This window comes from Weissella sp. DD23 (genome assembly GCF_001579105.1).
Lineage (GTDB): Bacteria > Bacillota > Bacilli > Lactobacillales > Lactobacillaceae > Weissella > Weissella cibaria.
The window spans coordinates 1-259 of the sequence record NZ_KQ970523.1 but is presented as its reverse complement, the minus strand read 5'-3'; the positions used below and the strand labels follow the sequence as shown (position 1 = coordinate 259).

Below are 259 nucleotides of genomic sequence, written 5' to 3'. Positions count from 1 at the left end.
CTTTTCAAGCGTTGGTTGCTGAATCACTTGGGTATAAGCCACCGCTCCAAGCATCTGCTCGGCACCAGTGGACCCCGTGAAGCCCCAATACACATCGGAATTACCGAAACGAGACAGTGGCACCGTGTGGTCACCAACTTCTGCACCGTCAAATTCCGTAGAAATGGTGCCTGTCTGGTCAGTTAAGTTGGGCTGCCAGGTCACAATAACTTGGTGCCACTTTTTGTCATCCAAATTCGTGTGAAAGAAGTTATAATGC

1 pseudogene is annotated in these 259 nt (G+C 49.4%); it reads right to left on the bottom strand.

What is annotated here, in order from left to right:
• Window positions 1-259 (bottom strand): annotated as a pseudogene (locus WEIDD23_RS13960) (hypothetical protein); the annotation flags it as partial.